The organism is Micromonospora sp. WMMD964 (assembly GCF_029581455.1).
In the GTDB taxonomy this organism is placed as follows: Bacteria; Actinomycetota; Actinomycetes; order Mycobacteriales; family Micromonosporaceae; genus Micromonospora.
The window spans coordinates 577,149-602,921 of record NZ_CP120860.1 but is presented as its reverse complement, the minus strand read 5'-3'; the positions used below and the strand labels follow the sequence as shown (position 1 = coordinate 602,921).

Genomic DNA, 25,773 nt, shown 5'->3' with positions numbered 1-25,773 from the left:
AAAGTAGGTCCTGATCGTCGCAGGCGCCTATTTCTCATCACTTGATCAAGGTGGGAGGGGCGGCCACGCCGCGCGGAGAGGGGCGAAGGCAGCGACGTGGGCGCGCGCTTCGGGTCGGGCGACGAATGTCGACTGGCGGGCACGGGGTTACCGTGGACGGGTGCGTGACCCCAACATCTCCCGCTCCGTCGCCGGCCAGCTCTCGCCGGTCCGCCGTGCGTCCGACCTGCGCCGACTGCGCGCCGAGCGCTTCGACGTGCTGGTCATCGGGGGCGGGGTGACCGGTGCCGGAGCCGCCCTGGACGCGGCGTCCCGGGGCCTCAAGGTGGCCCTCGTCGAGGCGCGCGACCTCGCCGCCGGCACCTCCAGCCGGTCCAGCAAACTCATCCACGGTGGCCTGCGCTACCTGGAGCAGTTGGAGTTCCACCTGGTGCACGAGGCGCTCACCGAGCGCGGGCTGCTCGCCACCCGGCTCGCGCCGCACCTGGTGCGCCCGGTGCCGTTCCTGGTGCCGCTGCCGGCCGGGCGGGGCCTGCGCGACCTGCCGGCTCGGGTTCTCCGCCGCTCGTACTACGGCGCGGGTGTGGCCGCGTACGACGCGTTCGCCGGGCTCTTCGGCGGCGGTCGGGGGATGCCACTGCATCGGCACCTGACCCGGGAGAGCGCCCGGCGGATCTTCCCGAGTCTGCGGGCCGACGCGCTGGCCGGTGCGATTCGCTACTACGACGGGCAGGTCGACGACGCCCGCCTGGTGGTCACCCTGGCCCGCACCGCAGCCAGCCTCGGCGCGACGGTGGTGAGCAGCGCCCGTGCCGTCGGGCTGATCCGGCAGGCACGTGAGGTCACCGGTGTCCGCGTACGCGACCTGGAGGCGCCGGCCGGCTCACCGAACGCGGAGTTCGAGGTGCACGCCCGCACCGTCATCGCCGCGACGGGGGTGTGGAGCGACGACATGTCCCGGATGCTCAACGACGTGGGGCTGCGGCCCGGCATCCGGGTGCGCGCCTCCAAGGGGGTGCACCTGGTGGTGCCCCGCTCGGCGATCACCGGTGAGACGGGGCTCATCCTGCGTACGGCGAAGTCGGTGTTGTTCGTCATCCCGTGGGGCGGGCACTGGATCATCGGCACCACGGACACCGACTGGCGGCTGGACCGGTCCCACCCGGCCGCCTCCGCGAGCGACATCGACTACCTCCTCGAGCAGGTCAACACGGTGCTGGACCGGCCGTTGACGACCGCCGACATCGAGGGCGTCTACGCGGGGCTGCGGCCACTGCTGGCCGGGGAGGCCGACTCGACCTCGAAGCTGTCCCGCGAGCACGCGGTCTTCGAGCCCATGCTCGGGTTGCTGCTGGTGGCCGGGGGCAAGTACACGACGTACCGGGTGATGGCCTCCGACGTGGTCGACCGTGCGGCCCGTCGGCTCGGTGGGACCCGCCCGTCGCGTACCGCCGACCTGCCGCTGCTCGGCGCCGACGGGTACCCGGCGATGTGGCGGGACCGTGCCGACCTGGCTCGCCGGCACGGCGTCCCGGTGGGCGTGGTGGAGCACCTGCTGGAGCGGTACGGCAGCCTGACCCTGGACCTGCTGGCGCTCGTCGACGCCGATCCGCTGCTCGCGTCTCCGCTGGCCGGGGCTCCGGAGTATCTGGCGGCCGAGGTCGCGTACGCGGCGCGGGCCGAGGGTGCGCTGCACCTGGAGGACGTGCTGACCCGCCGGACGCGGATCTCGTTCGAGACCAGTCATCGGGGGTTGGAGTCGGCGGATCACGCCGCCGAACTGATGGGCGCGGTGCTCGGTTGGGACGCGGCGACCCGGGCCCGCGAGGTGGAGCACTACCGCGCTCGGGTGGAGGCGGAGCGGCAGTCCCAGTTGATGCCGGACGACGCGGCGGCGGACGCGGCTCGGCTCGGTGCCCCGGACGTTCGGGGTTACGCGGCCGATCGTGGTGGCGACGACGATCAGGCGGAGCTACGCACGTCCGCTCGATGACGAATTGCGACGTTACCAATGGGTAACCATCGATACCGACCCGGATGGTGGTTTCGAACGCTACCTACGGTGGGGTAGGTTTCCGCGCGTGCTACCCCGCGCGCGCCCTCGTCTGCTCACACCCCTCCTCGCCGTCGCGCTCGCCGGTGCCCTGACCGGGTGCTCGCTGTTCGACGGCGACGAGCCGGGTGAAACCGTCGCGCAACCCACCGGAGCCGCGGCGGGAGGCGGGTCGCAGTTGGAGATCCCCACCACCGTCGCCGCCGGTCAGGTCAGCCTGGTGCAACGGCTCGGCGAGGACGGCCCACTGCGCACCCTCAGCGTCGAGCGCAACGGTGCCTGGCAGTGCCTCGACTGCGCCGGCGACGGCGTGACCTCCCGGGGCACCCTGGCTCCGGAGTTGACCGAACGGCTCCAGGTGCTGCTCGCCAACCCGTCGCTGGCCGACGAGACCGACCAGGCCCGGCGCTACCGGACCACCTGCATCGACGCGCTGACGTCCAGTCTCATCACCTCGACCGGGCTGATCACCTCGCAGGACTGCCCGGGTGAGGAACGCACGCCGGTCGCCGGTGAGATCCTGCTGCTGCTCACCCAGGCGACCCCGGCCGAGGTCAAGGGCTGACCGAGCCGGCCGAGGTCAAGGGCTGACCGAGTCGGCCGAGGTCAACGGCTGACCGCGAAGGTCAGAGCACCTTGCCCGGGTTGAGCAGACCGGCCGGGTCGAGCGCCGACTTGATCGCCTGGTGCACGCGGACGCCGACCGGCCCGATCTCCCGGGCCAGCCAGTCCCTCTTGAGCAGCCCCACGCCGTGCTCGCCGGTGCACGTGCCACCCAGGTCGAGGCCGAGCCGCATGATCTCGTCGAACGCCCGCCGACCGCGCTCCACGCTCGCCGGGTCGGCCCGGTCGACCACGATGTTCGGGTGCATGTTGCCGTCCCCGGCGTGCCCCACCACACCGATCGGCACCTCGCACTCCGCAGCGATCCGGGCCACTCCGTCCAGCAGCGCCGCGAGCGAGCCACGCGGCACCGCCACGTCGTCGATCACCAGACCGCCGTTGCCGCCCGGGTACGCGTCGGCGGCGAACTTCTCCATCGCCGGGTGCGCCAGCCGCCGGGCCTGGAGAAGCGCCGCCGCCTCCACCGCGTCGGTGGCCGCGTAGACCTCGTCGGCGCCGGCCGCCTCGCACACAGCGGCCAGACCGGCCAGGTCGTCGGCCGCCCGGGTGCCGGTGTCCGCAGCGGCCAGCAGCAGCGCCTGAGCGTCGGTGCGCAGCCCCATCGGCTGGTACGCCTCGATCGCCCGCAGGTGGGTCTGGTCGAGCAGCTCCAACAGGCTGGGGGTGAGCCCACGAGCCGCGATCTCGGCCACCGCGGTCCCCGCCGCGGCGGTGGACGGGAAGACCGCCACCAGGGTCAGCGAGTCGGCCGGTGCGGGCCGCAGCGCCACGGTCACCTCGGTGATCACGCCGAGGGTGCCCTCCGAGCCGACGAAGAGGCGGGTCAGGTCGTAGCCGGCAACCCCCTTGGCCGTACGCCGGCCGGTGCGCAGCACCTCACCGGAGGCGAGCACCACCTCCAGGCCGAGGACGTACTCGGTGGTCACGCCGTACTTCACACAGCACATGCCACCGGCGTTGGTGGCCACGTTGCCGCCGATCGTCGACGACTCCCAGGACCCGGGGTCCGGCGGGTACCAGAGCCCCTGCTTGGCGACCGCCCCGGCCAGCGCCGCGTTGACCACACCGGGTTGGACCACGGCGATCCGGCTCACCGGGTCGATCTCCCGGATCTCGTCCATCGCGACGGTGCTGATCACCACCGCCCCGTCCACCGCGTTCGCCGCGCCGGCCAACCCGGTCCGCGCGCCCTGCGGCACCACCGGTACGCCGTGTCGCGCCGCCGCCCGCACCACGGCGACCACCTGTTCGGTGCTGCGCGGGCGGGTCACCACGAGCGGGGTGCCGGCGGCGCACAGGTCGGCCTCGTCCCGCTGGTGCATCCGCAGCAGGTCCGGGTCGGTGAGCACGGCGTCGTCGCCGAGCGCGTCGCGCAGGTCGTCGAGGAGATCGGTGGGGGCCATGCAGCCGAGGCTAGGTCGCCGGCCGGCGATCATCAACATGATCGACTGCGCGGGATAGCTTGGGCACCATGCTCTACCTGGACCGGCCTGCCTGGCCGTGGCGCGGTCGGCTGTGGTCGCACCTGATCAGTGACGTCTCGTACGCCGAGCTGCACGCCTTCGCCGAGACGCTCGGCGCGCCCCGGCGCGGTTTCGACAGGGACCACTACGACATCCCGGCCGACCGGTTCGCGGCGGCGGTGTGGCTCGGCGCGCAGGTGGTGCCGAGCCGCGAACTGGTCCGGTTGCTCCGCACCGCCGGGCTGCGTCGCCCGAAGCACCTGGTCAGCCCAGGCCCTCCGGCTCCTCGCTGAGCGCGGCCAGCTCGCGGCGCACATTGTCCCGGGCGGGCTCCTCCCAGCGGGCGGCCAGCGACGGCAGCCGGAACAGTGCGGGCAGGGCCAGCAGACTCGTCAACACCGCCGTTCGCCCGGCCCGGAAGGCCGGATCCGGCACGTGGGCGTACTCCCGGCGGATCGCCGACGCGTACCGCTCGTAGGTGGCCGGCGGCGCGGCCAGCACGGCGAGGTCCGCGTCGCAGAGCAGCGCGCCGTCCCCGTCGCCGGGTGCCACGGTGTGCCCGGCGGTGAGCAGCACCAGCCGACGCACCTCGGCGACCGCGGACGCCGGCACCCCGAGTCCGGCGAGCACCTCGTCGGCCAACGCGGCGCTGTCGCGTTCGTTGGCGTACCCGGCGGCCCGTGGGTCGTAGACGGCGTCGTGGAACCAGGCCGCCAACCGCACCAGGTCGACCCGGTCGGCGAGGTCGGCGTACTCGTCCACCACGTCGAGCACCGCCGTCAGGTGGGCCACCGTGTGATAGTGCCGGTGCGGCTCGCGCCATCGACCGAGCAACTGCTCCCCGGCCCGGGCGGACGACGCGTCCGGACTCGCGCCGGCGCCTCGTACCGCTGCTCGCCATCGCTCGAGTAGATCAACCACCGCCCGAGTCTGCCGTATCCGCCCGTGACGCGTGGGAACTGAGGATTCAGCGCGCCCACCACGGGTAGTCGCGCCCATGGCCGTGGCCCGGGACAAGCGACAGCCGATGGTGCGACGTACCGCGTTGCGTGACGGGTTGGTGGACATCGACGGTGCCCGGATCGCCGAGGCGACCGAGCAACTGCGCCATCGGAGCCGGGCCACCCTGCACGACCGTCTGCACCGGGTGCGGATGGCGGGCGGGCTGGCCCTGCAGGCCGGGCTGGCTGCCGGAATCGCGTACCTGATCTCGCACAAGGTGCTCGGCAACCCGCAACCGGTCTTCGCACCGATCTCCGCGGTCGGCACCCTGGCCGCGTCGGTGGGCCAGCGGTTCCGCCGGACCATCGAGTTGATCGTCGGGGTGGGGGTAGGGGTGGCCGTCGGCGACCTCTTGATCTACCTGCTCGGCACCGGGGCCTGGCAGCTCGGCCTGGTGGTCACGGTGGCGATCCTGCTCACCATCTTCGCCGGGGCGAGCGTGGCCATCGTCATCCAGGCGGCGGCCACGGCGGTGCTGATCGTGACGCTGAGCCCTTCCACCCAGAACCTGGAGATCCCCCGGTTCGTCGACGCCTTTCTCGGTGGCGGGGTGGCCCTCGTGGTCACGGCGTTGCTGCTACCGCTGAACCCACTACGGGTGATCAACCGGGCCGCCCGGCCGGCGCTCGACCTGCTCGCCACCCAGCTCGACGTCACCGCGGACGGGTTACGCGGCCGGGACCGCGCCGAGATCCAGCGGGCACTGGATCGGCTGCGCGACAACAAGGAGGAGCTGGCCACGTTGGGCGAGGCGATCGAGGGGGCGAAGGAGACCGCCATCCTCTCCCCGGCCCGCTGGCACCGCCGCGACGAACTGACCCACTACGCGGAGGCGGCCGACCCGATCGACCGGGCGATGCGGAACAGCGGCACCCTGATCCGCCGGTCGGTCACCCTCGTCGAGGACGAGGAACCGGTACCCGACTCGATGCCGGACGCGATCGCTCACCTCGCCGAGTCGGTCCGGCTGCTCAAACACGAGTTCGCTGCCGGGGAGGAGCCGGAGAAGGCCCGGGAGCGGTCCCTGCGGGCGGTCAGCGAGGCCGGTCGGGCGTACGGCGCCGGGGTCGGCTTCTCCGGCAGCGTGGTGGTCGCCCAGATCCGTACCACCGCGAGCGACCTGCTGGTGGCCTCCGGGATCGAGCAGGAGGAGGCGAACCGCTGGATCCGCACCGCCTTCGGGGAGCAGGAGCGGCCGGTCGCCGAGCCGGCCAAGCCCGACGAGACGCCGAAACCGCCCACCGCCCCACCCGTCGGCTGAGCCCTCAGCCCAGTTCGGCGAGCGCGGTCAGCAGCCGGTCCACCTGCGCAGCCGTGCTGCCCAGGCCGACGCTGGCGCGCAGCGCGGTGGGCGGCAGGTCCGGTCGACCGGTACGCGCCGCCGCCTCGCTGAGCAGACGTCGAGCCAGCGGGTGGGCACAGAACAGCCCGTCGCGTACGCCGATGTGGTGCTCGGCCGCCAGCCGCGCGGCCACGTCGCTGGAGTCCCAGCCGACGACGACGAACGAGACGATCCCGACGCGGGGCGCGTCCGGGCCGAAGGTGCGCAGCTCCACGACGTGCGGCAGAGCGGCGATGCCGGTCCGCAGTCGGGTCAGCAGCGCCTGCTCGTGAGCGGCCAGCGCGGCCCGGTCGGCGTCGTCGAGCGCCGCGCACACGGCCGCCAGCGCGACCGCGCCGAGCAGGTTCGGTGTGCCGCCCTCGTGCCGCGCCGGCCCGGTAGCCCAGGTCACGTCGTGGGTCGCCGGTCCGACCCGGCTGGTGGCGCCGCCACCGGCCAGGTAGGGCGGAGCGGCGTCCAGCCAGTCCGTCCGGCCGATCAGCACGCCCGCACCGAACGGCGCGTACAGCTTGTGGCCGGACACGGCCAGGTAGTCGACGTCGAGCGCGAGCAGGTCGACCGGGGCGTGCGGAGCGAGCTGCGCGGCGTCCAGCACGATCCGGGCGCCGTGCCGGTGCGCCACCCGGGCCAGCTCGGTGACCGGCCACAGTTCCCCGGTGACGTTGCTGGCACCGGTCACGGCGACCAGCACCGGCAGCGCCGGGTTGCTGCCCCGGCGCAGTTCGGTGAGGGCGGCGGCGAGGTCGCGTACCGCCGCGTCCGGGTCGGTGGGCACCGGCAGCCGCACCGAGCCGCGCGGCCAGGGCAGCAGGTTGGCGTGGTGCTCACCCGCGAAGGTGACCACGGTCGTGCCGGCCGGAAGGGCCTTCGCCAGCAGGTTGAGCGCGTCGGTCGTGTTGCGGGTGAAGATCACGTGATCGTCGGCGCGGGCACCGAAGAAGTCACCCACCGTCTGCCGGGCCTGCTCGTAGGCGAGGGTGCAGCGTCGGGACAACGCTCCCGCCCCACGGTGCACGCTCGCGTACCACGGCAGCAGCTCGGCCACCGCGTCGGCGGCGGCCCGCGCACACGGCGCGCTGGCGGCGTAATCCAGGTTGATCTCACCCGGTACGCCGAGGACGTCGAGCGGCCCCGACGAGGCCGGCTCGGGCGCGGCGTCGAGATGGGTGGAGGGTGAGGGGAGAAGAGTGACGGACACGCCGGGACCTCCGGGGTCAGGGACCCCGGGTGCACTGTCGGGACGGGGTCCGCGCTTGCCCAGCACACCGATCGGGCTGGGCCCGGTCATCACCCGGGGCACCCCACCGCGAACTCGACGAGGGTTGCCGGCCAGCAAGCCGGGGCTTCGCGCTGGCACTCGTGACCTGCCGGCAGCATAGCGGCAACCGATGCGACCGGACCAGTCGGCGGCGGATGGCTACGCTGACCGCATGGCCGACACCCCGCCCGGTTCGCAGCTGCCGTCGCCGCCGCCCGCACCCAGCGCCCCGTCCGTCGGCGAGGCGCCCCGGATGCCGCGCCGCCGACTGGGCTGGCGGCGGTTCCTGGCGCTGGCCGGGGTGGTGCTGCTCATCGCCGCCTGCGCGGTGTTCATGGTCTTCACGCTGGGCCAGTCGCTCGGCCTGCAGGCCCTGCTGATCGGTGTGGCCGCCGCCATCCTGCCGGTGCCGGTGCTGGTCGCCTGCTTCCTCTGGCTGGACCGGTACGAGCCCGAGCCGCTGAAGTATCTGATCTTCTGCTTCGCCTGGGGCGCGTTCGTCTCCACCGCCGCCTCGCTCACCGTGAACGACTTCGCGGCAGGCCGCTTCGCCGACTGGGGGCTGCCGTCCGCGCTCACCGGCGTGTTGGTGGCGCCGTTCATCGAGGAGTCGACGAAGGCTCTCGGCCCGATCCTGCTGCTGGTGTTCCGCCGCCGCGAGTGGTCCGGGATCACCGACGGCCTGGTCTACTGCGGGCTGTCCGCGGTCGGCTTCGCGATGGTGGAGAACATCCTCTACCTGGGCGGGCTGGGCTACGCGTCAGGTGTCGACAGGTACGGCCCGGCGACCGGCATCCAGCAGGTCATCGCGATCTTCATCCTGCGGATCCTGCTGTTCGGGTTCGCCCATCCGCTCTTCACCTCGATGACCGGTTTCGGCCTGGGTATCGCGGCGCGGACGGCGGACCGGCGGGTGCGGGTGCTCGCCCCGATCGCCGGCCTGCTGTTGGCGATGATGTTGCACGGCACGTGGAACCTGCTGCCCACGCTGACCCAGGCCACCGGCGAGGCGGTGATCATGCTGTACGGCTTCCTGGGCCTGATGGTGCCTGTCTTCTTCGGCACGGTGGGGCTGGCGATCTGGTTGCGCGCCTGGGAGGGACGGCTCACCGAGCGCGTCCTGCCGGACTACGTACGCGCCGGTTGGCTGAGCCCGCCCGAGGTGGCCGCGTTGAGCAGCCTCGGCCGGCGGCACGCGGCCCGCAGTTGGGCGCGCCGGGTGGCCGGCGACGCCGGGGTGCGGGCGATGCGCGGCTACCAGTCCGCCGCCACCCGCCTGGCCCTGCTGCGCGACGGCACGCTGCGCGGCCTGGACCGGAAAGCCGCCGACCAGGAACGGACGGCGCGGGAGGAGCGGGAGCTGTTGGACGCGATCAGCGCCTACCGGTCGGTGTTCGTCGGTCGGGACCCGCAGGCCCCGGCCGGGCTCTGGGACGGTAGCCGCTACCACCTGCGCTTCCCGGACGGCACGCAGCGCCCGGTGAGTGCGCCGGACGAGCCGGTGGTGCCGATTCCGGTGGTGCTGACGCCCGCCCCGCCACCTGTCGGTTACGCCCCGCCCGGCTGGCCCGGCCTGCGGCCGCCCGCGCCCTGGCCCCCCGCTCACCACTGACGGCCGCCGGCCTCGTCCGGCGGTTCAGGTCATCGCGGGGCTCCGCACATCAGCGGGGCTCTGCACATCAGCGGGGCTCAGGTCATCAGCGAGGTGAGGAAGTCGCCGAAGCCCTGGAACATCGCGATCAACGCGGCCCCGATCGCCCGGAACATCTGGGCGGCGCCGTCCGGCCGGAAGGCCACGAAGTAGATCAGGAACGCGACGAAGCCCCAGGTCAACAGCTTCTTCACGAATACCGGCATCGTCCCTCCCCAGGGCCACGGTCGCCGGATGGCTTCCCGTCGTGCGGCGGGGCAAACGGTGCACGGCAGGGGGAGGGTGCGTCAGAGGTAGAGGCCGGTGGAGTCGTTCTCGACCCGCTCGGCGGCCACGGCGTGCACGTCGCGCTCGCGCAGCAACACGTACCCGCGACCGTGCAGCTCGACCTCGGAGCGGTCGTCCGGGTCGAAGAGCACCCGGTCACCGGAGACGATGGCGCGGACGTTCGGGCCCACGCCCACCGCGGTGGCCCAGGCGAGGCGCTTGCCGACGGCGGCGGTCGCCGGAATGACGATGCCGGCGGTGGAGCGACGTTCGCCCTCGCTGCCCTCCATCCGGACCAGCACGCGGTCGTGCAGCAGGCGGATCGGCAGGCCGGCGTCGAGATCGTTGTCGGCGGTCACGCCGCAGACGCTACCGTGTGGCCGACGGCGGGCTGCCGGTGGTTACGCCGGTGGTGGCCGGGGCAATGTGTGGCGGAACTGCCCTACGGTGTCGGCAGGGAACGTATGCTGGCCGACCTGTCGTCGTGGGCGGACCAGCTTTTTCTGCCAGGAGGTGCGCTTGAGCCGCTTCGAGCGGGTACGCGGGCGGCTTCGCCGCGCCTACCAGTCGCGACAGGAGTCGGCACAGGCCGACGAGGGCACGCTGAGTGACGTGTCGGAGGGGGCCCGGGTGGCGTCGCCGGCCGTGCCGGGCCCGACCGCACCGCCGAGCGCCTCGGTCTACGGCGCCGAACCCCCGGTGGACCTGCACAGTTCGACCTCCAGCCGGGACGACGCCGACGTCCCGCACGGATTGCGGATCGCCGCCGCGTGGTGCTGGCGGCTGATCGTGATCGGTGTGGTGGCCTGGGCCCTGCTCCGGATCGTCGGCACCATCAAGATCGTGATCATCCCGTTGGCCATCGCGCTGCTGCTCTCCGCGCTGCTCGCGCCGGCGGTGGGCTGGCTGCTGCAGGCCCGGTTCCCCCGGTCGCTGGCGACGGCGGTGGTGCTGGTCGGCGGCCTGGTCGGCGTGATCGGCACGCTGACGCTCGTGGTCAACGAGTTCATCCGGGGCGTGCCGGAGCTGAGCGAGAAGTCCTCGGAGGGCGTCCGGCAGATCCAGAACTGGCTGAAGACGGGCCCGCTGCACCTTTCCGACACCCAACTCGACCGCTACATCGACGAGGCGCAGCGCTGGATCAACAACAACACCTCGAAGTTCACCAGCGGCGCGCTGAGCACCGCCGCGACGCTCGCGGAGGTGCTGACCGGCACGCTGCTCGTGCTCTTCGCGACGTTCTTCTTCCTGCGCGACGGCAACCGCATCTGGCGCTTCCTGGTCCGCCTGCTGCCGGTGGCCGCCCGGTGGAAGGTCGACGACGCGGGCCGAGCCTCCTGGCAGACCCTTGTCGCCTACGTCCGCGCCACCGTGCTGGTCGCCTTCATCGACGCGGTGGGCATCGGCATCTTCCTGGTCATCTTCGACATCCCGTTCGCCTTCCCGCTGGCCGCGCTGGTCTTCCTCGGCGCGTTCATCCCGATCGTCGGTGCGGCGCTGTCCGGCGGCGTCGCGGTGCTCGTCGCGCTGGTCGACAGCGGCCCGGTCACCGCGTTGATCATCCTGGGCGCGGTGATCGGTGTGCAGCAGATCGAGGGGCACGTGCTCCAGCCGCTGATCATGGGACGGGCGGTCGCCCTCCACCCGCTCGCGGTGATCATCGGTATCGCCGCCGGTGTCGTACTCGCCGGCATCACCGGCGCGCTGGTCTCCGTGCCGCTCATCGCGGTGCTGAACACCGCAGTCCGTCGGCTCGCCGCCCGACGGGTTCCGGACACGCCACCCGACGCCGTGGTCGTCGCCGCCCAGGCTCCCTAACGCGCACCGGCGAGGCGTTCCAGGGCACCGCGAGCCACCTCGGGGCGCGTCGTGTACCAGAACGGGGGCAGCGACCGCCGCAGGAACGGCCCGTAACCGCGGGCCGTCTCCAGCCGCGAGTCGAGCACCGCGACCACGCCCTTGTCGCCGGTCGCGCGGATCAGCCGGCCCACACCCTGCGCCAGCCGCACCGCGGCGATCGGCACGCTGACCGCGGCGAAGCCGGAGCCGCCACCGGCGTCGACGGCAGCGGCGCGGGCCGCCGCCAGCGGCTCGTCCGGGCGCGGGAACGGCAGCCGGTCGATGACGACGAGCTGACACGAGTCGCCCGGCACATCCACCCCCTGCCACAGCGACATCACCCCGAACAGGCAACTGGCGCGCTCCTCGCGGAACCGGCGGACCAGCAACGGCAGGGCCTCCTCACCCTGCAACAGCACGGGCAGGTCGGTCCGCGCGCGCAACAGCTCCGCGGCCTGCTGCGCGGCCCGCCGAGAGGAGAAGAGCCCGAGGGTACGACCACCGAGCGCACCGACCAGCCCGAGCAGTTCCTCTCCGGCGGCCTCGGGCAGCCCGGAGACGCTGGGGCGGGGCAGGTGCGCGGCCACGTACAGGATGCCCTGCCGCGCGTAGTCGAACGGTGAACCGACGTCGAGTGACCGCCACCCGGGGCCCTCGGTCGCCGGTACGACGGCACCGGCAGGTGCGTCTCCGGCCAGTCGACGGCCCGGCGTCTCGGCGGCCGGACGGCCCGGGCCGGTACGGGCGGCCAGCGCGGCCGACGCGGGGGACGGCGGTGCCGGTGGGGGAGCGTCCAGCCCGAGGGCGCGGGCCACCGTGTCGAACCGGCCGCCCAACGCCAGGGTCGCCGAGGTGGCGACGACTGTGCGCTCGTCGTACAGGTGGGTGGCGAGGGTGCCGGCGACCGAGAGCGGTGCGACCACCAGGGCCCGACGGCTGCCGCTGTCGTTCTTCTCGACCCAGGCCACGTCGTGGTCGGCCTCCTCCAGCAGCCGCTGCGCGGTGCTGGAGAGTTCGTCCAGAGTGGCCTTGGCCTGCTGCTTGCGGACCGGGTCGGGATCGTCGGCCTTGATGTCGCCGATGGCGTCCAGGGCGGATCGGGTCGCCGCGTCGAGCAGCGTGCACGCCTCCCGCAGCGGCGTCGGCAGCCCGGCGGTGATGCGCCCGGCCGGCGCCTCGGCCAGCCCCACCGCGAGGGCGTCACCGGCCGCGGTGAGCGCCTCGGCGGTCTCCGGCCGCAGCAGTGTGCGGGCCCGGCGGGTGGTCCGGTCGATCAGCTCCGGCACCAGCTCCGCCTGGGCCGCGGAGGAGACCCGGTCGGCCAGCTCGTGCGCCTCGTCGACGATGAGCAGCTTGTGTGGCGGAACGATGTGCCGGTCGGCGAGCATGTCGACAGCGAGCAGGCTGTGGTTGGTCACCACGATATCGGCCTCTCGGGCCCGGGCCCGGGACGCCTCGGCGAAGCACTCCTGCCCGAACGGGCAGCGGCTCGCGCCGACGCACTCCCGGGCGGGCATCGACACCAGCCGCCAGGCCTGGTCGTCGACGCCCGGGTCCAGTTCGTCGCGGTCGCCGGTGGCGGTCTTCTCGGCCCAGTCGCGTAGCCGCTCGATCTGCTTGCCCAGCCGGCCCGCCTCACCGAGCCACTTCGTCCCGCCGCCGGGGCGACCCGCGGGGGCGTCGAAGAGGGTGTCCTCCGGCTCCTCCTCGGTGGAGTTGTCCAGCCGGGCGAGGCAGAGGTAGTGGTGGCGGCCCTTGAGCACCGCGAAGGTGGGTCGACGCCCGAGCACCGGCTCGACCGCGTCGGCCAGCCGGGGCAGGTCGTGGTCGACGAGCTGGGACTGCAACGCCAGGGTGGCGGTGGAGACCACCACCGGGCCGTCCACGGTGAGCGCCGGCGCGAGGTACGCGAGCGACTTGCCGGTGCCGGTGCCCGCCTGCACGAGAAGGTGCTCGCCGTCGGCGACGCACTCCTCGATGGCCGTGGTCATCTGCAGCTGGCCGGGGCGTTCCGCGCCGCCGGGCACCGCGCCGACCGCCGCCGCCAGCAGCTCGGTGCCGCTGGGCCGGGCACCCCGCCGCCGCCCCTTGGAACGGGCCGACGGGGTGGCGGAACCGGTGGCGGTGCGGGGCGGAGTCACCGTGCGACGGTACCCGTCGCCGCCGACACCGACCGCGCCCATCCGCCGCGTGGCGCGATGCCGACCGGACCTGTCGATGTGGGGACGCGTCGCCCGGTTACCGCCGCGCTACGACGCGTGGGCGGTATCGGTTAGGGTGCGAATCATGCCGAGCGACATGGTCCGAGTGATCTACCGCAAGTACGACGGCAGCGCCCACCGCGACTACCCGGCCCGTCGGCTCACAGAGGACGACCTCGGCATCTGGCTCGGCGTGCCGGAGGGCACCGAGTCGGTCTACCACGGCCGGCCGTCGGTCGAGAAGATCCCGTTCGTGTTGCTGGTGCCGCATCGCGCCTGGTGGACGGCGATGTTCAACCCGCCGCCGCGCACCAGCGAGGTCTACTGCGACATCACCACCCCGGCCCGCTGGGAGTCCGACGACACGGTGCACCTCATCGACCTCGACCTGGACGTGGTGCGGCGTCGCGCCACCGGGCTGGTGGAGCTGCTCGACGAGGACGAGTTCGCCGAGCACCGGGCTCGGTTCGGCTACCCGGACGACGTGGTGGCCGAGGCCGAAGCAGCGGCCCAGCGGCTGTTCGGCGCCCTCGGCGACGGCACCGAGCCGTTCGCCGGCGCGTACCGAAAGTGGTTGGCCCTCGTGGTCTGACACCGCCCACGGTGGGGTCGGCTCACCAGCGCGGCGGCCAGGTGTCGTCGTCGCCCAACGGCACGAGGGCGGCGAGCTTCTCCGGATTGAGCTGGTTGTAGATGGCGGTGATCCGCCCCGCGTGCACCGCGAACGCGGTCACCAGGCGGATGGGCCGGCCGTCGCTGTGCGTCGTCTCCATCTGTAGGCCGAGCACACCGTCGACGAGCACCGGCCGGGACCGCACCCGGTGGGCGTACCGGCCGGTCCGGCCGAACAGACCGAGCGTGAGGCGGCCCACGGCGTCCGCGCCGAGCACCGGTCGCCGGGCCGCCGGGAAGTGCCCGCCGGAGTCGCCGACGAACACCACGTCCGGCGCGAGCACCCGGAGCAGTTGGTCCAACTCGCCGGACTCGGTGGCGGCGACGAACGCTTCGAGCACCCGACGCTGCTCGGCCAGGTCGGCGGTGTGCCGGGGAACGTCCGGCGCGGCGACCGCCCGGCGTGCCCGGGAGGCGAGCTGTCGGGCCGCCACCTCGGTGGTGCCGAGCACGTCGGCGACCCGGGCGAACGGCACCGCGAACACGTCGTGCAGCACGAGGGCGACCCGCTGCTCAGGTGCGAGCCGCTCCAGCACCACCAGTAACGCCGCGCCGACCTGATCGGTGCGGACCGCCCGGTCCGCCGGATCGGGCGCGTACCCGTCCGAGGCCGGGCCGCCGGCCAACGGGCTCACCACCGGCTCCGGAAGCCACTGACCCGGGTACGCCTCCCGGCGGACCCGGGCCGAGCGGAGCACGTCCAGGCAGATGCGGGCGCAGGTGGTGGTCAGCCACGCGGACAGCTCACGGATCTCGGCGCGCGTCGTCGGGTCGGCCAGTGCCCCGGCGCAGCGCAGCCAGGTCTCCTGCACCGCGTCCTCCGCCTCGGCGCGGCTGCCCAGCATCCGGTGGGCCACCGCGAGCAGCCGGCCCCGCTCGGCCTCGAACTCCGTCGCCAGGTCCCGCACGACCCACCATCCTCCCCGGTCGGCACGTCCTGGCTACATCCTCGCGGCAACCGCACGCCCCGGCAGCCCCGTACCTACCCGGACGGCGGTCCCCTTGATAAGCGGATGGCACCCGGGTGGGCGATGATCCGTGGATGAGCGCACCCCAGCAAGGGCAGATCGTGGCACCGGCCGGCGGCTCCGTGCGGGAGTTGCTGCGGGTCGGCGCACCTGTGGATCTCGCCACGATCGACCCCCGCTCCACCCCCGGCCTGCCGGAGACGGTGGGGCGCGGCGAGCATCGCAAGACCTGGGCGCGAGAGCAGGTGGAGCTGGTCGGCGGCGAGTTGGCCCAGCAGCAGGAGATGCTCTTCGCGATGGCCAAGACCGGGTCGGACCGGCCCGCACACCGGGTGCTGTTGGTGCTCCAGGCGATGGACTGCGGTGGCAAGGACGGCACGATCAAGCGGGTGGCCGGTGCGATGAACCCGCTGGGCCTGCACATCCGGTCGTTCGGGCCGCCGACCCCGGAGGAACTGCGGCACGACTTCCTCTGGCGGATTCGTCGGGAACTGCCGCCGCCGGGATACGTGGGGATGTTCAACCGTTCGCACTACGAGGACGTGTTGATCGCCCGGGTCGGCTCGCTGGTGCCGGAGACGACCTGGCGGGCCCGCTACGACGCCATCAACTCGTTCGAGCGGGAGCTGACCGACTCTGGAATGACCCTGGTGAAGGTCATGTTGCACATCTCGTACGAGGAACAGGGCGAGCGCCTGCTGGAACGCCTCACCGATCCCCGCAAGCACTGGAAGTACAACCCGTCCGACATCGACTCGCGAGGGCACTGGGACGACTACCAGGCCGCGTACGCCGAGGCCCTGAGCCGGTGCGGCACGGACGCCGCGCCCTGGTTCGTGGTGCCGGCGGACCGCAAGTGGTATCGGGACTGGGCGGTGGCCCACCTGCTGCGTGAGACGTTCGACACTCTCGACCTGGGGTATCCGGCTGCCGATTTCGACGTGGACGAGGAGCGGGAACGGCTGCGTGCTGGGGGAGCGGGTACGCGTGGGGCAGCCGAGATGAACATCAGGTAAACGAGCGGTGAATGCGGCCTGGCCAGGGGTGGGCCGACGAATTCGCGGTCCGGGCGTTTCCTAGCATTCACCGAGCGGTCGCCCTTCGGGCGGCGCCACCCTTCCACCGACGCGACGAGGTCTGTGCTGTGAAGTTTTCCTTCCGCCCCACCGAGGGCGCCTTCTACGAGCTCTTCACCAGGGCCGCGCAGAACCTGGTCCGGGGCACTGAGCTGCTCAACGAGCTGGCCCTGCCCGGAGTGGACGTGCAATCGGTCAGCGAGCGGCTGACCGAGGTCGAGCACGACAGCGACCAGATCACCCACGAGCTGTACAAGAAGATCAACTCGACGTTCATCACGCCGTTCGACCGGGAGGACATCTACCGGCTCGGCTCGCTGCTGGACGACGTGATGGACCACCTGGAAGCCGTGGGCGACCTGCTCTACCTGTACGGGCTCACCGAGCTGCCGGCACTTCCCCGGGAGTTGCACGAGATGGTCAACGTCCTCGACCAGCAGGCCAAGTTGACCGCCGAGGCGATGCCCCGGCTGAAGTCGATGAAGGATCTCGAGGACTACTGGATCGAGTGCAACCGCCTGGAGAACGAGGGCGACCGGATCAACAGGCAGTTGCTCGTCCGCCTCTTCTCCGGCGAGTACGACGCGTTGACCGTGCTGAAGATGAAGGAGGTCGCCGACGAGCTGGAGGCCGCCTGCGACGCCTTCGAGCACGTGGCCAACACCGTCGAGACCATCGCGGTCAAGGAGTCCTGAGCCGGTGTCTCCCGAACTCATCGCCGTCCTGGCGGTGATCGCGGTAGCCCTGGCGTTCGACTACACCAACGGCTTCCACGACGCTGCCAACGCGATCGCGACAAGCGTCTCCACCCGGGCGCTGACCCCCCGGATCGCCCTGCTGCTCGCCGCGGTGGGCAACTTCATCGGTGCGCACTTCGGCGCGGGGGTGGCCAAGACCGTCGGCGACGGACTGGTCACCCTGCCCACCGGCGTGAGCAGCCTGGGGGTGGTCTTCGCCGGTGTGCTCGGCGCCATCGCCTGGAACCTGATCACCTGGTACTTCGGTCTCCCGTCCTCCTCCTCGCACGCGCTCTTCGGCGGCCTGGTCGGCGCGACGCTGCTGTCCGCCGGCGGCATCGTGCAGTGGGTCAACATCGGCGAGAAGGTCATCCTGCCGATGGTGCTCTCGCCGATCGTCGGTCTCACCCTCGGCTACCTGCTGATGCTGGCCATCCTCTGGCTGTTCCGGAAGGGGCAGCCGGGCAAGCTCAACCGGGGCTTCCGGTGGGCGCAGACCGCCTCGGCGGCCGCCATGTCCGTCGGCCACGGCATGCAGGACGCCGCCAAGACCATGGGCATCGTGGTGCTGGCGCTCTACACCGGTGGCTTCCAGGAGAGCAAAACGCACATCCCGGGCTGGGTCTTCTGGACGTCGGCGACCATGCTGGCCCTCGGCACGTACGCCGGTGGTTGGCGGATCATCCGCACGCTGGGCCGGAAGATCATCGACCTGGGGCCGCCGGAGGGTTTCGCGGCCGAGACGGTCGCCAGCGCGGTGCTCTACTTCAACGCCCTGGTGCTCAAGGCCCCGATCTCCACCACCCACACGATCACCTCGGCGATCATGGGTGTGGGGGCGACCAAGCGGCTCTCCGCCGTCCGTTGGAACGTCGCCGGCAACATCGTGATCGCCTGGATCATCACGTTCCCGGCCGCCGCACTGATCGCCTGCGTCACCTACCTGCTGGTGCGGCCACTCTTCGGCTGACCGCTCACGCCAAAAGGAGAGGCCCCCGGTTTCGACCGGGGGCCTCTCACGTCACTCGTAGCGCACGCCGATCTGCTCGCGCACCGCGTCGAGCAGCGCCATCACCTCGAGGGTGGTGGCGTGCGGCACCAGCGGGCTCTCGGTCAGCCCGGCGGCCAGGCAGCGCTGCACCTCCATCGCCTCGTACTGGTAGCCGTTGCCCGCCGTGTCCGCGGTGATCGTCTCCGGCTCGGCACCGGCCCGGTGCACGATGAGCGAGCCCGGCCGGAAGAACGGCTCCGGCAGGTCGATCCGCCCGATGGTGCCGGTGATCGAGGCGGTCTGTCCGCTCAGCCCGACCATGCCGCAGCTCAGCGTCGCCAGCGCGCCGTTGTCGTAGCCGAACAGGATGCCGGTGTTCTCGTCCGTACCCTCCGGGCCGATCTGCGCCCAGGACCGGATGTGCTGCGGCACCCCGAGCAGCAGGTGGGCCAGACTGATCGGGTAGATGCCCAGGTCGAGCAGGGCTCCGCCGCCCAGCGCCGCGTTGCGCATCCGGTGGTCCGGCGGGAACGGCCCGGCCACCCCGAAGTCGGCGCGGACGCCGCTCACCGTGCCGATCGCCCCGTCCGCGATCAGCTGGACCGCCCGCAGGATCAGCGGGTTCGTCCTCATCCACATGGCTTCCATCAGGAAGACCCCGGCGGCGCGGGCGGTCTCCACCAACTCGGTACTGGTGGCCAGGTCGAGGGTGAACGGCTTCTCCAACAGCACCGCCCGCCCGGCGGTCAGACAGGTCATCGCCGCCTCGTAGTGCGCGGAGTGCGGCGTCGCCACGTAGATCGCGTCGACCTCCGGGTCGGCGGCCAGCTCCACCCAGGAACCGTGCGCGCGCTTCGCGCCGTACGTGTCGGCGAAACGCCGCGCGCTCTCCGCGGAACGGGAACCGACCGCCACCAGCTCGGCGTCCGGCACCAGCCGGAGGTCTTCGGCGAAACGGCTGGCGATGTGGCCGGTGGCCAGGATGCCCCAACGAGTCATGCCGGAAACGCTAACCGAGCTGGGTGAACGGTTCGCGGTCGGCTCAGCTGTCGGACATCCCGGTGAGGCCCGGTCTCCTCGCCGCTCCGCCCCCGCCCACCTCACTCGTGTCCTTTGCTCTGCTTATGCCGACGCACCACGTCACGGCCGGAGGTGGTGCACCCGCAGATGCAGAGCAAAGGACGTCTGGACCGGTGCGGCTGCTGGACGGCGCATCGGCCGGGCCGGGGCGCCCGACGGGGGGAACTAGGCTCGCGGCATGACGATCGACAGTGACGGCTTCGCCGCCCCGGCCGCCCTGGTCGAGCACGCCCGCCGGTTCCGGGCCGAGGGCGGCACCCCGGCGGTGCCCCGGGTCGCGGCCACCGTCCTGCTGCTCCGCCCGACCGGGGCCGACTTCGAGGTGTACGTCATCCGCCGGGTCGCCGCCATGACCTTCGGCGGGATGTACGCCTTCCCCGGCGGCGGTGTCGACCGCTCCGACTCGGAGGCGCACCTGGACTGGGCGGGGCCGGCGCCGAGTGAGTGGGCCGGGCGGCTCGGGGTGACCCCGGAGGCCGCCCAGGCAGTCGTCTGCGCCGCCGCGCGGGAGGTCTTCGAGGAGGCCGGTGTGCTGCTCGCCGGCCCGGACCGGGCGACGGTGGTGGGCGACGTCAGTGGCGACGACTGGGAGGCGGCCCGGCAGGACCTGGAGGGTCGCCGGTTGGGCTTCGCGGCGCTGCTCGCCGACCGTCAGCTCACGCTCCGCTCGGACCTGCTGCTGCCGTGGAGCCGGTGGATCACCCCGGAATTCGAACCGCGCCGCTTCGACACGTACTTCTTCGTCGCCCTGCTGCCGGCGGGGCAACGAACCCGCGACGTCTCCGGCGAGGCCGACCACACGCTGTGGATCCGGCCGGCGGACGCGCTGGCCCGCGCCGAGGCGGGCGAGCTGACCATGCTGCCACCGACAGTGGTCACGCTGGCCCAGGTGGCGGCGGCCGGTGACCTGGCCGGGGTGGCGCAGGCCGCCGCCGACCGGGACGCGGCCACCCCGGTCACCCCCCGCCTGGACCTCCCCCCGAACGGGGAACCCCGCTTCGTCCTCACCTGAGCGGCCGCCCCAGCCCGGTCAATCATGGAGTTGTGGTGGGGACGAAAGCGCCCTCACGCCCCCTTGTCGGGCACCACAACTCCATGATCGACGAGACGAGTGCCGTCGCGGTCGGCTCAGCCGAAGCGGCCGGTGATGTAGTCCTCGGTCTTCTTCACGCTCGGGTTGCTGAAGATCTTCTGGGTGTTGTCGTACTCGATCAGGCGGCCCGGGTCGCCGGTCTTCTCGATGGAGAAGAAGGCGGTCCGGTCCGAGACCCGCGCGGCCTGCTGCATGTTGTGCGTCACGATGATGATCGTGAACTTGTCCTTGAGCTGGAACATCAGGTCCTCGATCGCCAGCGTGGAGATCGGGTCCAGCGCCGAGCACGGCTCGTCCATCAGCACGACCTGCGGCTCGACCGCGATGGTCCGGGCGATGCAGAGCCGCTGCTGCTGACCGCCGGAGAGGCCCGCGCCGGGCTTGCCCAGCCGGTCCTTGACCTCGTCCCACAGGTTCGCCGAGCGCAGCGCCTTCTCGGCGGCCTCGTCCAGGATCGACTTCTTGCGGACGCCGTTGAGCTTCAGCCCGGCCACCACGTTCTCGAAGATGCTCATGGTGGGGAACGGGTTCGGCCGCTGGAAGACCATGCCGATCGTGCGGCGGACCGCCGTGACGTCGACGTCCCGGTGGTAGATGTCCTGGTCGTCGATGGTCAGGCTGCCCTCGACGCGGGCCCCCGGCAGCACCTCGTGCATCCGGTTGATGGACCGCAGGAACGTCGACTTACCGCAACCGGACGGCCCGATGAGGGCGGTGACCGTCTTCGGCTCGACAGTCAGGTTGATGTTCTCGATCGCCTTGAAGCCGCCGTAGTACGCGGTGACGTTCGAGGCGGAGACGCGCTTGGCCATTGTGGTACCTCCGGGGTTCATCGGCTGAGCCTGTTGCGACGGGCCAGCAGCTTCGCCGCGATCGTCAGGATGAGCACGAGGGCGACCAGGGTGAGTGCCGCGGTCCACGCCCGTGCCGGTGCGTACTTCGACGCGTCACCGGCCTGCTGGTAGACGAAGAGGGACAGCGACGACTGGTTGTTCTCGAACGGGTTGGTGTTGATCGCGGCGCCGCCGCCGGCGACCAGCAGGACCGGCGCGGTCTCACCGGCCGCGCGGGCGATGGCCAGCATGACGCCGGTGATGATGCCGGGCAGTGCCGTCGGCACCACCACCCGCAGGATGGTCTTCCACTTGGGTACGCCGAGCGCGTAGGCGCCCTCGCGCAGTGGCGCCGGAACGAGGCGGAGCATCTCCTCGGTCGAGCGGACGATGGTCGGCAGCATGAGCACGCTGAGCGCGAGCGCAGCGGCGAAGCCGGAGAAGCTCGGTCGACCGTCGTTGAACCACGGCGACACGACCAGCACCCAGAACGCCAGCACGAACAGGCCGGAGACGATCGACGGGATGCCCGTCATCACGTCCACGAAGAACCGGATCGCGAAGGCGAACTTACCCCGGCCGTACTCGACGATGTAGATCGCGCACAGGACGCCGAGCGGCACGGTGATCAGGGTGGCGATGCCGACCTGCTCCAGCGTGCCGACGATCGCGTGGTACGCGCCACCGTTGGCGTCGCGGGCCCCGATGTTGTTCATCGAGGTCTGGAAGAAGTTGACGTCCAGCCGGTCGGCGCCCTTGCTGACCAGCGTCCAGACCACTGACACGAGCGGCAGCACCGCCACCACGAACGCGGAGTGGATCAGCGCGCTCCAGGTGCGGTTACGGGCCGACCGGCGCCCCTCGACCGCGTTGGCGGCGGCGAAGAGCCCGACCAGGTAGAGGATGGCGCCGAGGACGACAACGAGGACCGGGCCGCCGATGCCGGCGCCGTAGACGATCACGGCGGAGAGCGCCAGGGCCGCCACGGCGATGGCCGGTGCGGCGTACGCGGGTAGCCGCTTGGCCCGCAGCGAGTCGGGCTGGGCCGGCGGCCGGGTGCGGTGGGAGGTGACGGTTGTGGTCATGCGGCCGACTCCGTGAACTCCCGGCGGCGGTAGATGATCGCCCGCGCCGTGATGTTGACGATCAGCGTGATGGCGAACAGCACCAGGCCGGAGGCGATCAGAGCGCCCCGGCCGGTCTCGTTCGCCTCGCCGAACGCGTTGGCGATGTTGGCGGCGATGGTGTTGCCGCCGTTCTGGATCAGGTTGAACGAGATGCCGAAGGTGATGCCGAGGGTCAGCGCCAGGGCGATGGTCTCGCCGAGCGCCCGGCCCAGGCCGAGCATCATCGCGGCGATGATGCCGGGGCGGCCGTAGGGAAGCACCGCGGTGCGGAGCATCTCCCAGCGGGTGGCGCCCAGGGCGAGGGCGGCCTCCTCGTTCGCGGTCGGCGTCTGAAGGAACACCTCGCGGGAGAGCGAGGTGATGATCGGCAACACCATGATCGCGAGCACCAGGGCACCCAGCATGACGGACGCCCCGAAGGGGCCGTCGCCGCCGAAGAGCGGGATCCAGCCGAAGTGCTGGTTCAGCCACACGGAGAAGTCCCGGACGGGGCTGCTGAAGACGTCCCGTCCCCAGAGGCCGAAGACCACGCTCGGCACGGCGGCGAGCAGGTCGACCAGGAAGCCGAGCGCGGTGCCCAGCCGGCGGGGTGCGTAGTGCGAGAGGTAGAGGGCGATGCCCAGCGCCACCGGCACCGCCATGAGCAGTGCCAGCGCCGAGCTGAGCACGGTGCCGAAAGCGAGCGCACCGATGCCGAACTTCGGCTCCGTCTCGTTGGGCGACCAGCCCTCGTAGGACCAGAAGTTCTCGGTGTTGGCGCGTAGGGCCGGCACCGCCTTGACGACCAGGAAGATCGCGATGGCGGCGATGATGACCAGAACGGCGGTGCCGGCGGCCAGGGTGAGACCGCGGAAGGCCCGCTCGGCGCCGAACCTACGGCTGCGCGGCAGCGCGCCGCCGCCGCCCAGCCCGGTGCCGCCCGGGGAACGGGTGCTGACTGGTGCCTCGGCCACACGCGCCGAGGCACCGGCGGGCCACTCGTGACTCTGGGTCACGCGCGTCCCGCCGGTGCCGGCGTCGGCCGAGCGGTGGGGGGTGTCACCCATCTGCTCGCTCGATTCGATTGCGGAGTGGTGTCGGTCAGGAGATGTTCTTGACTGCGGCCTCGACCTTGGTGCGGACGCTCTCCGGCAGCGGGGCGTAGCCCAGCTCGGTCATGGCAGCCTGGCCCTCGGTGCTGGCGGCGTAGCCCAGCAGGCCCTTGACCAGCGGCAGCTTGTCGGCGGCGAGGCCCTTGCTGCAGACGATCTCGTACGTCGCCAGGACGATCGGGTAGGCCCCGGCCTCCTTGGTGTTGTAGTCGATCGACAGCTTCAGGTCGTCGCCCTGGCCCTCGACCTTGGCACCGGCGATGGTCTTGCCGGCAGCCTCGGCGGTCAGCGCGGCGTACTCGCCCGCACCGTTACCGATCTTGGACATCTTCAGGCCGGCGTTCTCGGCGAACGACCACTCCATGTAGCCGATGGAACCGTCGGCACCCTTGACCCGGCTGGCCACGCCGTCCGAGCCCTTGGCGCCGGTGCCGCCCGGGGCCTTCCACGCCTTGGCCTTGCCGAGGGTCCAGTCGGCCTCGGCGGTCTTGGAGAGGAAGTTGGTGAAGTTGTCGGTGGTGCCCGACTCGTCCGACCGGTGGACGGTCTGGATGGTGGTCGCCGGGAGCGTGGCACCCGGGTTGTCGGCCTTGATCGCCGCGTCGTCCCACTTGGTGACCTTGCCGGCGAAGATCTTCGCCAGGGTGGCCGGCTTGAGCTGGAGGTTGTCCACGCCGCTCACGTTGTAGGCGACGGCCACCGGGCCGATCACCATCGGGAGGTGGATGGCCTTGCCGCCGGCGCACTTGGCGTCGGCCTGCGGCTGCTCCTCCGGCTTGAGCGCGGAGTCGGAGCCGGCGAAGTCGGCGGTCCCGGCGATGAACGCCTGGATGCCGGCGCCCGAGCCGCTGGGCTCGTAGTTGATCGTGGTGCCCTGGCACTTCTGCTGGTACGCCTTGATCCATTCGGCCATGGCGTTCTTCTGCGCCGACGAGCCCTGGGCGTTCAGCGTGCCGGTAGCGCAGTCGACCGCGGCGGCCGAGCCCGAAGCGCTCGCGCCGGAGGCGGGCCCGTTGTTGTCCGAGCCGCATGCGCTGAGACCGAGCGTCGCGGCAAGTGCGAGGCCGGCAATAGCGCCGTACCGCTGGAGCTTCACCTGAGGGGTTTCCCTTCGCGTCTGACTTGGCGCCCCGATCCCGGGGCCCGAGGACCGGCAGTGACCGGCTGACACGAAAGTTAGAAGTGCCAGGTAGCCGGTTCGCCGGTCGCAAGTGAACGCGAGGTGAACACGTGCGGCCCCCGAGGTGACCGCTCGCTGAGGGTGAGTTGTCCGTTAAGTGAACCGGGGTACACCTGTCGGAAGTATGGGTATATTTCCGGTTCGCTGTTATGCCGCCGACGCCCGGCCGTTACTCGCCGGTGACCCGGCTCGGTGGGTCAGCCCAGGTGGTAGTTGATGTGCGCGGACCAGCGGGCGAATCCCATCCGCTCGTAGAGTGCGACGGCACCGGTGTTCGACTCGTCCACGTAGAGCATCACGCGGTCCAGGCCACGCCTGTCCCGCAGGTACGCCAGCCCGGCCGTGGTCAGCGCCCGGCCGAGCCCGCCACCGTGCGCGGTCGGCTCGACCCCCAGCACGTACACCTCGCCGATCCGGGCCGAGCCCGGGCGTTCGTGCACCTTGGTCCAGTGGAAGCCGAGCAACCGACCGGTCCCGGTCTCCTCGGCGAGCAGGAAGCCCTCCGGGTCGAACCAGGGCTCGGCCAGCCGGACCCGCAGGTCGTCCGAGGTCCAGCGCCCCTGCTCGGGGTGCTCGGCGAAGGCGCGCGAGTTGAGGGTCAGCCAGGCCGCGTCGTCCGCCCCGGGCCGGAACGCGCGCAGCGCGACCCCGTCGGGAAGGCGCGGTTCACCGAGCGGGGCGGCCAGGGACCGGCGCAGTTGCCACAGCACCCGTGCGCGGGTGAAGCCGAGGTCGACGCCGAGCGCCGCCGCCGACGGGTGGTCGCCGTGCGCCCACGCCCGCAGCGGCCCGGTGGCCGACGCGAGTACGCCCCGGGCCAACGCGCGACCGGTGCCCCGCCGCCGGTACGCGGGGTGCACCACCAGCTCGACTCCGATCCCGCCGACCGGGTCGGTGGTGTCCAGGTGTGCGTACCCGGTCAGGGTGCCGTCGTCGGCGCGGGCGATCAGGTGCAGCGCCGGGGCGTCCGGATCGCGCAGTCGGAGCAGGACGTGCTCGTCGAGCGGGCTCGCGCCGTCGGTGTCGGCCGCGGTGCCGGCCAGGGCCAGCACGTCGGCGATCTCCCCCGGTGCCAGTCGGTCGGTCCGGGTCACCTGGTCGCTGGTCGGCTCCGCGCTGCTCATCCAGTCACCGTATCCGTTGCGTGTCGTGCCGCCCGGACCGTCGCCGCGCAAAGCTGCGGATCAGGTCGGATCGGTGGGCGGCGCCTCCAACTCGTGACGCG

General features: G+C 72.0%; 24 protein-coding genes and 1 riboswitch. Of the genes, 11 read left to right on the top strand and 13 right to left on the bottom strand.

Annotated elements, in window-relative coordinates:
* The first annotated feature begins 175 nt into the window (after nt 1-175).
* Complete coding sequence (locus O7616_RS02845) at nt 176-1,993, top strand: glycerol-3-phosphate dehydrogenase/oxidase (RefSeq protein ID WP_282307510.1); 1,818 nt, start codon at nt 176-178, stop codon at nt 1,991-1,993.
* 88 nt (nt 1,994-2,081) lie between these two features.
* Nucleotides 2,082-2,618, top strand: a complete 537-nt coding sequence (locus O7616_RS02840) for a hypothetical protein (RefSeq protein WP_282264232.1) — start codon at nt 2,082-2,084, stop codon at nt 2,616-2,618.
* Nucleotides 2,619-2,679: 61 nt separating this feature from the next.
* Here O7616_RS02840 and O7616_RS02835 read toward each other — a convergent pair whose 3' ends face one another.
* Nucleotides 2,680-4,080 (bottom strand): FAD-linked oxidase C-terminal domain-containing protein, encoded by a 1,401-nt coding sequence (locus tag O7616_RS02835; protein ID WP_282305477.1) that lies wholly within the window; start codon nt 4,078-4,080, stop codon nt 2,680-2,682.
* A 68-nt stretch (nt 4,081-4,148) separates the two neighbouring features.
* Between O7616_RS02835 and O7616_RS02830 the strand changes: the two genes are divergently transcribed.
* A complete protein-coding gene (locus O7616_RS02830; RefSeq protein ID WP_282305476.1) occupies nt 4,149-4,433 on the top strand; it encodes a DUF4031 domain-containing protein in 285 nt (94 codons plus the stop codon).
* Here O7616_RS02830 and O7616_RS02825 read toward each other — a convergent pair.
* Nucleotides 4,405-5,061 (bottom strand): metal-dependent phosphohydrolase, encoded by a 657-nt coding sequence (locus tag O7616_RS02825; RefSeq protein WP_282305475.1) that lies wholly within the window; start codon nt 5,059-5,061, stop codon nt 4,405-4,407. The genes O7616_RS02830 and O7616_RS02825 overlap by 29 nt on opposite strands.
* 106 nt (nt 5,062-5,167) lie before the next feature.
* Between O7616_RS02825 and O7616_RS02820 the strand changes: the two genes are divergently transcribed.
* On the top strand, nt 5,168-6,403 hold the full coding sequence (locus O7616_RS02820) for an FUSC family protein (RefSeq protein WP_282305474.1): 1,236 nt from the start codon (nt 5,168-5,170) through the stop codon (nt 6,401-6,403).
* A 4-nt stretch (nt 6,404-6,407) separates the two neighbouring features.
* Here O7616_RS02820 and O7616_RS02815 read toward each other — a convergent pair whose 3' ends face one another.
* Nucleotides 6,408-7,583, bottom strand: a complete 1,176-nt coding sequence (locus O7616_RS02815; protein ID WP_282307509.1) for an aminotransferase class V-fold PLP-dependent enzyme — start codon at nt 7,581-7,583, stop codon at nt 6,408-6,410.
* A gap of 145 nt (nt 7,584-7,728) precedes the next feature.
* A riboswitch (SAM riboswitch) is annotated at nt 7,729-7,849 on the bottom strand.
* 23 nt (nt 7,850-7,872) lie between these two features.
* Between O7616_RS02815 and O7616_RS02810 the strand changes: the two genes are divergently transcribed.
* Nucleotides 7,873-9,354 (top strand): PrsW family intramembrane metalloprotease, encoded by a 1,482-nt coding sequence (locus tag O7616_RS02810; RefSeq protein WP_282305473.1) that lies wholly within the window; start codon nt 7,873-7,875, stop codon nt 9,352-9,354.
* 77 nt (nt 9,355-9,431) lie between these two features.
* Here the strand turns inward: O7616_RS02810 and O7616_RS02805 are convergent, their stop codons facing one another.
* Together O7616_RS02805 and O7616_RS02800 are read right to left on the bottom strand one after the other, a co-directional pair.
* Entirely contained in the window at nt 9,432-9,599 is a 168-nt protein-coding gene (locus tag O7616_RS02805; protein ID WP_167393609.1) for a hypothetical protein, read from the bottom strand.
* 81 nt (nt 9,600-9,680) lie between these two features.
* Entirely contained in the window at nt 9,681-10,019 is a 339-nt protein-coding gene (locus O7616_RS02800) for a co-chaperone GroES (protein WP_282305472.1), read from the bottom strand.
* A 160-nt stretch (nt 10,020-10,179) separates the two neighbouring features.
* Here O7616_RS02800 and O7616_RS02795 point away from each other — a divergent pair, with 160 nt between their 5' ends.
* On the top strand, nt 10,180-11,478 hold the full coding sequence (locus tag O7616_RS02795) for an AI-2E family transporter (RefSeq protein WP_282305471.1): 1,299 nt from the start codon (nt 10,180-10,182) through the stop codon (nt 11,476-11,478).
* Here the strand turns inward: O7616_RS02795 and O7616_RS02790 are convergent.
* Nucleotides 11,475-13,682, bottom strand: a complete 2,208-nt coding sequence (locus O7616_RS02790) for an ATP-dependent DNA helicase (protein WP_282305470.1) — start codon at nt 13,680-13,682, stop codon at nt 11,475-11,477. The genes O7616_RS02795 and O7616_RS02790 overlap by 4 nt on opposite strands.
* A 103-nt stretch (nt 13,683-13,785) precedes the next feature.
* On the opposite strand from O7616_RS02790, the gene O7616_RS02785 reads away from it, so the two are divergent.
* The gene (locus tag O7616_RS02785) at nt 13,786-14,292 is read left to right on the top strand and encodes a DUF402 domain-containing protein (RefSeq protein WP_282264243.1); all 507 of its coding nucleotides are present in this window, start codon (nt 13,786-13,788) and stop codon (nt 14,290-14,292) included.
* A gap of 22 nt (nt 14,293-14,314) precedes the next feature.
* Here O7616_RS02785 and sigJ read toward each other — a convergent pair whose 3' ends face one another.
* Nucleotides 14,315-15,280 (bottom strand): RNA polymerase sigma factor SigJ, encoded by a 966-nt coding sequence (sigJ, locus tag O7616_RS02780; RefSeq protein WP_282305469.1) that lies wholly within the window; start codon nt 15,278-15,280, stop codon nt 14,315-14,317.
* Between the two features lie 134 nt (nt 15,281-15,414).
* Here sigJ and O7616_RS02775 point away from each other — a divergent pair, with 134 nt between their 5' ends.
* The 3 genes from O7616_RS02775 to O7616_RS02765 all read left to right on the top strand — a co-directional run bounded on the left by O7616_RS02775 (nt 15,415) and on the right by O7616_RS02765 (nt 18,123).
* Nucleotides 15,415-16,356, top strand: coding sequence for a PPK2 family polyphosphate kinase (locus O7616_RS02775; RefSeq protein WP_282305468.1), 942 nt, complete (start codon nt 15,415-15,417; stop codon nt 16,354-16,356).
* Between the two features lie 128 nt (nt 16,357-16,484).
* Entirely contained in the window at nt 16,485-17,111 is a 627-nt protein-coding gene (locus O7616_RS02770; protein WP_074314917.1) for a DUF47 family protein, read from the top strand.
* Nucleotides 17,112-17,115: 4 nt separating this feature from the next.
* A complete protein-coding gene (locus O7616_RS02765) occupies nt 17,116-18,123 on the top strand; it encodes an inorganic phosphate transporter (protein WP_282264247.1) in 1,008 nt (335 codons plus the stop codon).
* A gap of 51 nt (nt 18,124-18,174) precedes the next feature.
* Here the strand turns inward: O7616_RS02765 and O7616_RS02760 are convergent, their stop codons facing one another.
* Nucleotides 18,175-19,143 carry a Gfo/Idh/MocA family oxidoreductase gene (locus O7616_RS02760; protein WP_282305467.1) on the bottom strand — a complete coding sequence of 323 codons (969 nt, stop codon included), beginning with the start codon at nt 19,141-19,143 and terminating at the stop codon, nt 18,175-18,177.
* A gap of 259 nt (nt 19,144-19,402) precedes the next feature.
* On the opposite strand from O7616_RS02760, the gene O7616_RS02755 reads away from it, so the two are divergent.
* On the top strand, nt 19,403-20,236 hold the full coding sequence (locus tag O7616_RS02755) for an NUDIX domain-containing protein (RefSeq protein WP_282305466.1): 834 nt from the start codon (nt 19,403-19,405) through the stop codon (nt 20,234-20,236).
* A gap of 116 nt (nt 20,237-20,352) precedes the next feature.
* Here the strand turns inward: O7616_RS02755 and pstB are convergent, their stop codons facing one another.
* From pstB to mshD, 5 genes are all read right to left on the bottom strand, one after another.
* On the bottom strand, nt 20,353-21,129 hold the full coding sequence (gene pstB / locus O7616_RS02750; protein ID WP_088987405.1) for a phosphate ABC transporter ATP-binding protein PstB: 777 nt from the start codon (nt 21,127-21,129) through the stop codon (nt 20,353-20,355).
* 17 nt (nt 21,130-21,146) lie between these two features.
* On the bottom strand, nt 21,147-22,235 hold the full coding sequence (pstA, locus tag O7616_RS02745) for a phosphate ABC transporter permease PstA (protein WP_282305465.1): 1,089 nt from the start codon (nt 22,233-22,235) through the stop codon (nt 21,147-21,149).
* Nucleotides 22,232-23,323: a phosphate ABC transporter permease subunit PstC gene (gene pstC, locus O7616_RS02740; protein WP_196919983.1), complete on the bottom strand. Its 1,092-nt coding sequence runs from the start codon at nt 23,321-23,323 to the stop codon at nt 22,232-22,234. Before pstC ends, pstA begins: the two co-directional genes overlap by 4 nt.
* Nucleotides 23,324-23,357: 34 nt before the next feature.
* Entirely contained in the window at nt 23,358-24,464 is a 1,107-nt protein-coding gene (gene pstS, locus O7616_RS02735; RefSeq protein WP_282305464.1) for a phosphate ABC transporter substrate-binding protein PstS, read from the bottom strand.
* Between the two features lie 281 nt (nt 24,465-24,745).
* Nucleotides 24,746-25,672: a mycothiol synthase gene (mshD, locus tag O7616_RS02730; RefSeq protein WP_282305463.1), complete on the bottom strand. Its 927-nt coding sequence runs from the start codon at nt 25,670-25,672 to the stop codon at nt 24,746-24,748.
* Nucleotides 25,673-25,773 lie beyond the last annotated feature (101 nt).